This window comes from Rhizobium favelukesii (assembly GCF_000577275.2).
In the GTDB taxonomy this organism is placed as follows: domain Bacteria; phylum Pseudomonadota; class Alphaproteobacteria; order Rhizobiales; family Rhizobiaceae; genus Rhizobium; species Rhizobium favelukesii.
On the sequence record NZ_CBYB010000041.1, the window covers coordinates 1 to 7,754 of the forward strand.

Here is a 7,754-nt window from a genome sequence, read left to right on the forward strand (position 1 = left end):
GGCCATGATTCCGGCGCGGTCGTCTCGACATGCTCTCTCCTGTTTCCGGCATTTAAGCCAAAGTCAGGCAGAAATTCCACTTATACCGGCTGTACAGTTTTCCCGAGCCAGCTCTTGGGTCGGTGCGCAAGATTCCAATGACTTGTTCATTTCCGCAATTACGATCCTGGAAATTGAGCGCGGAATATTAACCATCCAGCGTCGCGACGCTGCCCAGGGCTCTCGCTTGCGGGGGTGGATGGATAGCCGTGTTCGCCCTGAATTCGCCGAGCGAGTTCTGCCAATCGATGACGCGATAGCGACGCGTTGTGCCCACTTACATATTCCAGACCGCCGCAACGAGGCTGATGCTTTGATCGCCGCTACCGCGCTGGTTCGCGGTTTAACTGTAGTCACGCGTAATGTTCAGGATTTCGATGATACCGGCGTGATCGTAGTCGACCCGTGGCAAGACTGAAATCGGGCGCGGGCACCCGCTAGCGATGTCCTTTTAGATTCCTCAGATCACCCCAAAACCTTTTTGGGATCGTATGGTCTGCGGTTCGAATCCGTTCAAGAGCAGCAGACGGCTGAATCGATTACAAGGAAAGCCGTTCTTTGCAGATTGCTTCAACGCGTGTCTGCAGAGCCTTCACGCGCTCGACCAGCCAGCCGAGCTCCTCGTTGCTTATTGTGTATTTCGAGGAATATCGCGCTTCCACATAGGCCCGCGACAGCAACTCGAAGCAGCGTCGTGAAAACCGGCTATCGCGCGGCCAGGCCTCGACCAGCCTGATATCGAGTCCTTCGGCCTGAGATCGAAGAACCTTCAGACGATGGGATTTGGGACTATAGAGCGTCAGCAGCGCGCAGTGGTAGGCACTCTCGGTCGCTTGGTGGAGCATGAAAACGCCGTGACGCCAAATGCCATTCGACAGGCCGTATTCAGCAAGTCTCAATGCTTCTTCAGACAACTGGCGCCATTGTTCGAAGTGGCTCTCCGCTTCGCGTCGCTGCTCCTCCGCCGTCAACGGCTTCGGCTGCGCCAGTGAATGGCCGGGCTCCTCGTAGAGGGCAATGCCGTCCCTGGCGATGTCGACGAAGAAGGGCCGGCCGCGGGAAAGCTGGTCGTTAACGTCCGCCAGCGTGTGGACGATCGGCACGACCGGTGTTTCGATGCGATGAGCGATCTGCTCCTTCAAGAGCCGCTCCTCGATGCCTTCCCAGAGTTCCTGCTCCTCGGCGAAGGTTTTGCTGTTGACGACGATCAACAGATCGTAGTCGGAGCGATAGCCGCTCAAGTGATCCTCGACCCAGTCGCCGCGGGCGTAAGATCCATAGAGGAGGACCATCAGAATCCTGCCGGCATTGCGCTTCGCCGACAGCTTGCTTGCCTGGAAGGCTTCGACCTCGGCAAACAGGATCTCAATGATGCGCGCTAGTTCGCGCCGCTTCCTGTCCGGCAGGTGCTCGATATGGTCGGTCAGGGTCAAAGCCGCATCAAAGCCTTCAGTCAGAATCGCATCCATCGTAGCGGTTCCATCATGATTGCACACCAAATCCTTTTACGGGATTCTTTCTATACACACAATCCAAGGATGTGATCATTGCACGATACATTCGTATCGCGCCCCTATTCGTATCCGGGCGCCATCTGGGAGGCGCGTCGCCCTCGACTGATGCAGTTGATGACGCTATTGACGAGGATAAAGCCACTGTGCCGCTGGCCAGCGTCACCTCCCTCGCTAAGTTCAAGGTTCCAATAACATGAAAAAGCCGCAACGAAACTTCGTTGTTTGAACCCAAATCCGGCCGTCGGCGGCAGACGTCGAAACCGGTCTCGATCTGGGGGCAATCTGGATCTCAAGGCGGTGTCGGCTGCGGTAAGCTCCGACGTTTCCGATGACGCCGGTCATCAGATCGTAGAGCTAGATAAGGCGATTTCTTCATCGCCGGTGTCAGCCAACAACGATGTTGGCACGAGAGGAGATTTATGGTCAACGAAACCAACGCGACTGTCAATACCGATTCCGTGATCACCGATCCTGTAACAGCGGCGGAGCCGAAGAAGCAGCGTGCACCGCGCGCCAAAAAGGCGACGCTCGAGACGGCAAGTGCCGATATCACGGTGGAGACCCAGTCGCCTCCTGCACCGGCAAAGCGGGGCAGGCCGGCGGGTGCTGCCAAAACCAAGCCGATCGTCGCAAAAGCCACACGTGGACCGAAGCTGGTTGGCAAAACGAGCGCTGCAAAGTCCACCCCCGCCGCGACAAATGCTCCCATTTCGGCTGCCGACGAGATGGCGGAACTCGTCCGGCTGGAGGAGGAAAACCAGATGCTGCGCAAGTCGCTTGCAGAAAAGCTTCGCCAGGAAAACGCCGATCTGCGCAAGCGCCTCGGTCTTGCCTGACGGTCTTGCCTGACTGGCCGCCTGCAAGCGCGTCGGCTAAGGCCGACCGTATTTAATCCCTGCTCCCATTGGCCATGAACATCGGCGGCGGTCCGTCCGCAACCGATGCAGTCCAAGGACTGTTCGATGGCAAGGAAAAAGCCGAGAGGTTGAGGAAAGATGGCGGCGTCCCCTTGGAAATTTCTGGTTGGACTGACGAGACGACATGGCAAGGACCATGAGAACGCGGCCGTCGAGGACACATCCGATAAGCCGGTAGCCGAAGAGACGCAGGAGCCGGCTCAGCTCCAGCCACCAGCCGCATCGGTGCCGCCCACCGACGGTGCGCAGGACGCCGCCAATCCGGTCGATGCGCATTCGAACGCCTCTGATGATGTTCGCAATATTGAGAGGCTCGTCGAAGGACCGGATGGTCCAGACGAACCCGCCTTGCGGCAGGTCGATGATCACGCCTCGACGACGGGCCTTGGCTTGCAACCTGCGCCTGTCGAGGTTTTGGCGACAACGAAACCGCGCAAGGCGCGCGTGTTTCGAAAGACAAATGCGTCGGCCGAAATCCGGCAGCTGCGCAGTCAGCTGGCGCAGAAGCTTCAACGTCAAAACGCCCAACTGCGAAAGATGCTGGAGCGATTTGACCGATAGAGAACAAGGATATGTCGCAAGCTCGCAAGGGGCGAGCGCCATTGCTCGCCTCTGCCTAGCTTTTTCGACCGCAGGCACCTCAAGGGCGGTATTGCCGTCTGTCAAAACCCCATGGCTCTGGCGACAATCCAGGTCGGAACCCCGGCCGTCACGGCTGATGCCAGCAATACCGAGACTATCTTGATCGCATAAGCCCGAGCATCATCCCGTGCGTATCTCATCGACCTAACCTCCCACCCCTGTTTTCGGATTGAACTACTGGCGTGAGGGACGAGTCGAGTCACGATTCTTCAACGTCGTTTATACTGGGCGTCGAGCGGTCAGGGCCTGTTACCAACTTGCGACCAACCGGCGCCTGCGTAGCAGCGTGCCGTTACGGCCCGCACCAAGCCACGACATGGTCCAGACTCTCTCTTCCGCAAGGCGTTCATTATGAGACCGCGCAGATCGCGACCGTCATCGCGATCCAATCGGGGCGCCAAACTCGAACACAGCGCCTTCGCCTTTATTGTCGGCAAGCCGTACCGTGCCACCCTGGGCATGGCGCCATCAGGGCGGACGTGTCTAACGGTGTTCGGCTAACCCTCTCTGTTCCGCTGCCCATCATCTGCCGATCTTGGTTCCGCTCCTGCCGTTGAACATACCGGTGATGTCCGCGCCTCGCGTCCTGCCCCGGCTTTGAGGTCCTGCCGGGCCCGCGCTGCCCCGCAACGGCGTTGCCGTCCTCCACTGCCGTTGCGGCCCTATCGGGTGCAGGCCAGCGCTTTGAGCCCGGCTTGCGGGACCGCCGTAGCAGGTCGCGATCGTCGCGACCTTAAACGGAGGTTTAGACATGACGAGGCAGCCAACCCAGCAACGATCCGAAATCTACAGCCGCATCACCGACAAGATCATCGCCGAACTCGAGCAGGGCGTCAGACCCTGGATGCAGCCCTGGAACACGGCATCTCAAGGCGACCGAATCACCCGGCCGCTGCGCCACAATGGCGAGCCGTACTCCGGCATCAACGTCCTCATCCTCTGGTCCGAAGCGATTGCCCGCAGTTTCTCGTCGGCCACCTGGATGACCTTCCGCCAGGCATTAGAACTGGGGGCTGCCGTCCGCAAAGGCGAAACCGGCACATCGGTCGTCTTCGCCAGCTCGTTCATCCGCACCGAAACTGCTGAAACCGGCGAGGCGGTCGAACTCAACATCCCGTTCATGAAAACATACACGGTCTTTAACGCCGATCAGATCGCTGGTCTTGACGGCCGGTTTCCAAAGATCGCAACCCCGTCACATCCATTTGACCGTATCGGCGAGGCCGGTCGTTTCTTTGCCAACACCGGCGCGCTGATCCGCCACGGGGGTTCGTCGGCCTATTATGCGGCGGCACACGACTATCCAGATGCCATCCTTTGATGATTTCAGGGACGATGCAGCCTACGTCGCCATCTTGAGTCATGAGCTGACCCACTGGACGGCAGCCTCGCATCGTCTCGATCGCGATCTCAGCCGTTACGCCAAGGACAATAGCGAACGCGCCCGCGAGGAACTGATCGCCGAGCTCGGCAGTTGCTTCCTCTGCGCTGATCTCGGCATTGTTCCAGAACTTGAACCACGGTCCGACCATGCGAGCTACCTCGCTTCCTGGCTCAAGGTCCTCGCAGACGACAAGCGGGCGATCTTTACCGCGGCCAGCCATTCGCAGCGCGCTGTCAGCTACCTACACCATCTGCAGCCGCGTCATGCAGGCGAGGGAGAGGCGGCGTGAGCCGCTTCTTTCCTCACTGGAACCGCGCGAAAAGGCCGGCTCTCGAAAACCGCGTCACTGGCAGCCTAGCGACAACGCGCGCCGCTTCGGCATCCCGGTCTGGCAAGCCTCCCAGAACGGCGCCCATGAGCGCCTTTCCCAAGCCTGACGGTCAGACATGTATGCGTCTTGCATTACATTCTGCTCCACTTCGAAAAGAGACCCATATGGCCGCCACCAATTCCCGAAAGGGAACGCCTGTTTCCATGCGCTTTCGCGATGACGATCTCGCGATCATCGATCGGGGCGCGGCCCTGACCGGGCTGTCGCGGACCGAATTCATGCGTCGGGAGCAAGCGCAGACTGCGATCCTCGACGAGAGTGTCAGCAAGATCCGAACCGGCCGTCCCGATTGCGGCCATATCGGTCGCGTATTGGAACGGCCCTTGTCCGGGAGGCTTTTCGCGCCATCGATGAAGAAGCGGAGCACTTCTGGCAGAGCTGGGGTTTTATTCCGTCGCTCGACAACCAGTCCATGCTCATTCGGTCGATGACCGACATCGGAGTGGATGGCGTCCTCCTAGACATAGCCGACCTGCGGCTCATTTTCCGGGCCCTCCTTGAGGCCAAGACCTCTTATACGCCTCCTCACTGATCAGAACCCATTTGTCCATTCTCTTCGGCCGATGGACATGATGCGCCAAGGCTGGTTTTCGAGCTTGCGCTAGGCATCGCAGCAATGGGCGACGATATCGTCATAGGATTTGAAGATGCGGTTCGACAGCCAGTTTTCGCGCATGAAGAGCCAGAGGTTTTCGACCGGGTTGAGCTCCGGTGATTTCGGCGGCAGTGGCAGGATGGTGATATTCGTGGGCACGACGAGGTTGTTGGACATGTGCCACCCAGCCTGATCCATGATGAGGATGGCATGCGCGTCATCGGCCACATGGCGGGATATTTCGGCCAGATGCTGGGTCATGGCGTATGTGTCACACCAGGGCATAACCAGCGCTGCCGCCTTGCCGAGCTTGGGGCAGATCGCGCCGAAGATGTAGGCTGATCGGGTTCGCTGGTCGTGCGGTGCTGAAGGTCGCGTTCCACGCTTTGCCCAGCGGCGGGTGATCTTGTTCTTTTGACCGACACGGGCTTCATCTTGAAACCAAATTTCTAGCCGCTTGCCTTTGGCGGCTCCATCGGCGACTTGCGCCGCTGCTGCGGGAAAGTTTTTTTAAACTCCTCCATCGCTTGAGGGTCCTGCGCATGATGCTTTGGCCGTGCGGCGAGCTTGCGGTACCCCATGGCACGCACCTCCCGCTCAGCGTCTGTTCGCTCACTGAGACACCAAACTCGTGCCAGAGCCACTGGACCAGATCACACAGACGCCAGCGCACGACACCATCGAGATAGGGTGCCGGCCCCCGTTCCATGGCCTGCGCCAGCGCCGCCCGCTGAGTATCGTCCAACCGTGACTTGGGCCCAGGAGCCTTGCCGTTGATCAGCCCGTCAGGGCCATGCGCATTGAACCGCAAGACCCAATCCCGCACGATCTGAAGCGTGACATTGCCCAGCCGCGCCGCATCCGAGCGCGAGCCGCCGTCATATATCGAAGGCAAGCGCCAGGAGAGGGCGTGCCTGCGCGGCATCCTTGGTCTGGCGCGCCAGACGCCGCAAACGCTCTGCGTCGAAATCCTCTCGTAACGAAATCGCTGAACCCATCGCACACCTCCGATTTGCACCAGAGATTCAGATTCATCGCGTTTTGGGAAGCCCGTGAGTCGAATTCAGCAAGATGCCGTATTAGGGTATGTTTGCTACTGAACGGTGCTGGCCAACTCGAGATGCCTGCAGAAGGAATTGGCCAACTGCATTTGCCGAGGCGTTTTGCAGTCGACGTCGAAGATTGCCGGCGACGCGACCAGTATTGCCAGACATTTCGCGCGGGAGATCGCAACGTTGAACCGATTGGAGCTGTAAAGAAACTCCATGCCTCGCGGGGCTTCCGCGTAACTCGACGTCGCCATCGAATAGATCGCGATCGGCGCTTCCTGTCCCTGGAATTTGTCGACGGTGCCAACCCTCGCGGACGGCAATCGCTTTTGGATCTCTAGCACCTGGGCGTTATATGGCGTGATGATAGACTAACTATGTCGTCGAGCGCGAGCGCGAGCGCGAGCGGGCGCAGGGTCCAATTGCCGCGCGGCGTAAATTGCTGGAAGCTTTAGATTGAAGGCGGCAAACTCTGCGCTGAGTGCTACGCCGCCCGGTACGTGCGCATCACCGCTCTGCGCTCTTAGCCAGGTGGCGAGTTCTACGATCAATCGGTCAACGTCGCCTTGGTGCGAATGAATGTCCTGACCAGCAATATCCGATATGTAACGCTGAAATCGATACTGTTCTCTATCGAAAATAATGCAGGATTTGTTGCGGTGCTTGGCCCCGCCGTACTTCTTTGCGCCCAGAAAAACCCCAGTTCCAGGGGCATATTGAAGCGCGGCAGAGGAGGGTTGCCGTCAACTTCGGTGCGCGAGATGTCGTGTATGCCGTAACAGCACTCTCCGACTATCCGGCAGATCTTGTCAAACCGGTTATCGGCCGCATTGTCTGTCTCAAGCGCAGCGGGCGACATAACCCGACCGGATGACGGTGAAGACTATTGCGTAGAAAAACTGACGATATTCCGCGTCAAAGGGGCAATTGACGAAAACGTCCCGATTTTCGCCTGGCATTTATTTCTTGGTGTCCGCGACATCAAGAAAGCGGCCGGTTGAAGCATCGCGCCGTACCTTTTCGATCGTCGTCTTGATCTCGCGGGAGGTAAAATGCGTGGGTTTGCTTTTTGGGGTGAGAACAACAACGCCATCAGAAAGCGTTCCTGCACTCTTGTAAGCGCCTGACGTCTTGTCGCTCTTGCTTGAAACTCTCTGCGTCGTCGGTATCGTCAACTTAACGAAACCTGGAATTTGATGTGCGATGACGGGTCATGACAGACT

The 7,754-nt window shown here is 58.6% G+C and carries 6 protein-coding genes and 3 pseudogenes; 4 read left to right on the forward strand and 5 right to left on the reverse strand.

From position 1 onward, the window contains the following. The first annotated feature begins 4 nt into the window (after positions 1-4). Positions 5-457 (forward strand): type II toxin-antitoxin system VapC family toxin, encoded by a 453-nt coding sequence (locus LPU83_RS37465; RefSeq protein ID WP_342213965.1) that lies wholly within the window; start codon positions 5-7, stop codon positions 455-457. A gap of 121 nt (positions 458-578) precedes the next feature. On the opposite strand, the gene LPU83_RS37470 is transcribed toward LPU83_RS37465, so the two are convergent. Further along, positions 579-1,508, reverse strand: coding sequence for a HEPN domain-containing protein (locus LPU83_RS37470; protein WP_024319012.1), 930 nt, complete (start codon positions 1,506-1,508; stop codon positions 579-581). 464 nt (positions 1,509-1,972) lie between these two features. On the opposite strand from LPU83_RS37470, the gene LPU83_RS37475 reads away from it, so the two are divergent. From LPU83_RS37475 to LPU83_RS37485, 3 genes and pseudogenes are all read left to right on the forward strand, one after another. After that, the gene (locus LPU83_RS37475; protein WP_024319013.1) at positions 1,973-2,389 is read left to right on the forward strand and encodes a hypothetical protein; all 417 of its coding nucleotides are present in this window, start codon (positions 1,973-1,975) and stop codon (positions 2,387-2,389) included. 159 nt (positions 2,390-2,548) lie between these two features. Beyond that, on the forward strand, positions 2,549-3,031 hold the full coding sequence (locus LPU83_RS37480; protein WP_024319014.1) for a hypothetical protein: 483 nt from the start codon (positions 2,549-2,551) through the stop codon (positions 3,029-3,031). An 832-nt stretch (positions 3,032-3,863) separates the two neighbouring features. Further along, positions 3,864-4,785 (forward strand): annotated as a pseudogene (locus LPU83_RS37485) (ArdC family protein). 173 nt (positions 4,786-4,958) lie between these two features. On the opposite strand, the gene LPU83_RS37490 reads toward LPU83_RS37485, so the two are convergent. The 4 genes and pseudogenes from LPU83_RS37490 to LPU83_RS73850 all read right to left on the reverse strand — a co-directional run bounded on the left by LPU83_RS37490 (position 4,959) and on the right by LPU83_RS73850 (position 7,390). Next, on the reverse strand, positions 4,959-5,186 hold the full coding sequence (locus LPU83_RS37490) for a hypothetical protein (RefSeq protein ID WP_024319015.1): 228 nt from the start codon (positions 5,184-5,186) through the stop codon (positions 4,959-4,961). A 233-nt stretch (positions 5,187-5,419) separates the two neighbouring features. Continuing rightward, a pseudogene (locus LPU83_RS37495) lies at positions 5,420-6,480 on the reverse strand (IS630 family transposase). Positions 6,481-6,575: 95 nt separating this feature from the next. Continuing rightward, a pseudogene (locus LPU83_RS37500) lies at positions 6,576-6,899 on the reverse strand (AAA domain-containing protein); the annotation flags it as partial. A gap of 179 nt (positions 6,900-7,078) precedes the next feature. Next, complete coding sequence (locus LPU83_RS73850; RefSeq protein WP_051166790.1) at positions 7,079-7,390, reverse strand: hypothetical protein; 312 nt, start codon at positions 7,388-7,390, stop codon at positions 7,079-7,081. Positions 7,391-7,754: the final 364 nt, after the last annotated feature.

Bases quoted from the DNA above. Each gene is read 5' to 3' on its own strand.
- LPU83_RS37465 (WP_342213965.1), top strand. From the start codon at position 5: ATGATTCCGGCGCGGTCGTCTCGACATGCTCTCTCCTGTTTCCGGCAT.
- LPU83_RS73850 (WP_051166790.1), bottom strand. From the start codon at position 7,390: ATGTCGCCCGCTGCGCTTGAGACAGACAATGCGGCCGATAACCGGTTT.
- LPU83_RS37475 (WP_024319013.1), top strand. From the start codon at position 1,973: ATGGTCAACGAAACCAACGCGACTGTCAATACCGATTCCGTGATCACC.
- LPU83_RS37490 (WP_024319015.1), bottom strand. From the start codon at position 5,186: ATGGCCGCAATCGGGACGGCCGGTTCGGATCTTGCTGACACTCTCGTC.
- LPU83_RS37480 (WP_024319014.1), top strand. From the start codon at position 2,549: ATGGCGGCGTCCCCTTGGAAATTTCTGGTTGGACTGACGAGACGACAT.
- LPU83_RS37470 (WP_024319012.1), bottom strand. From the start codon at position 1,508: ATGGATGCGATTCTGACTGAAGGCTTTGATGCGGCTTTGACCCTGACC.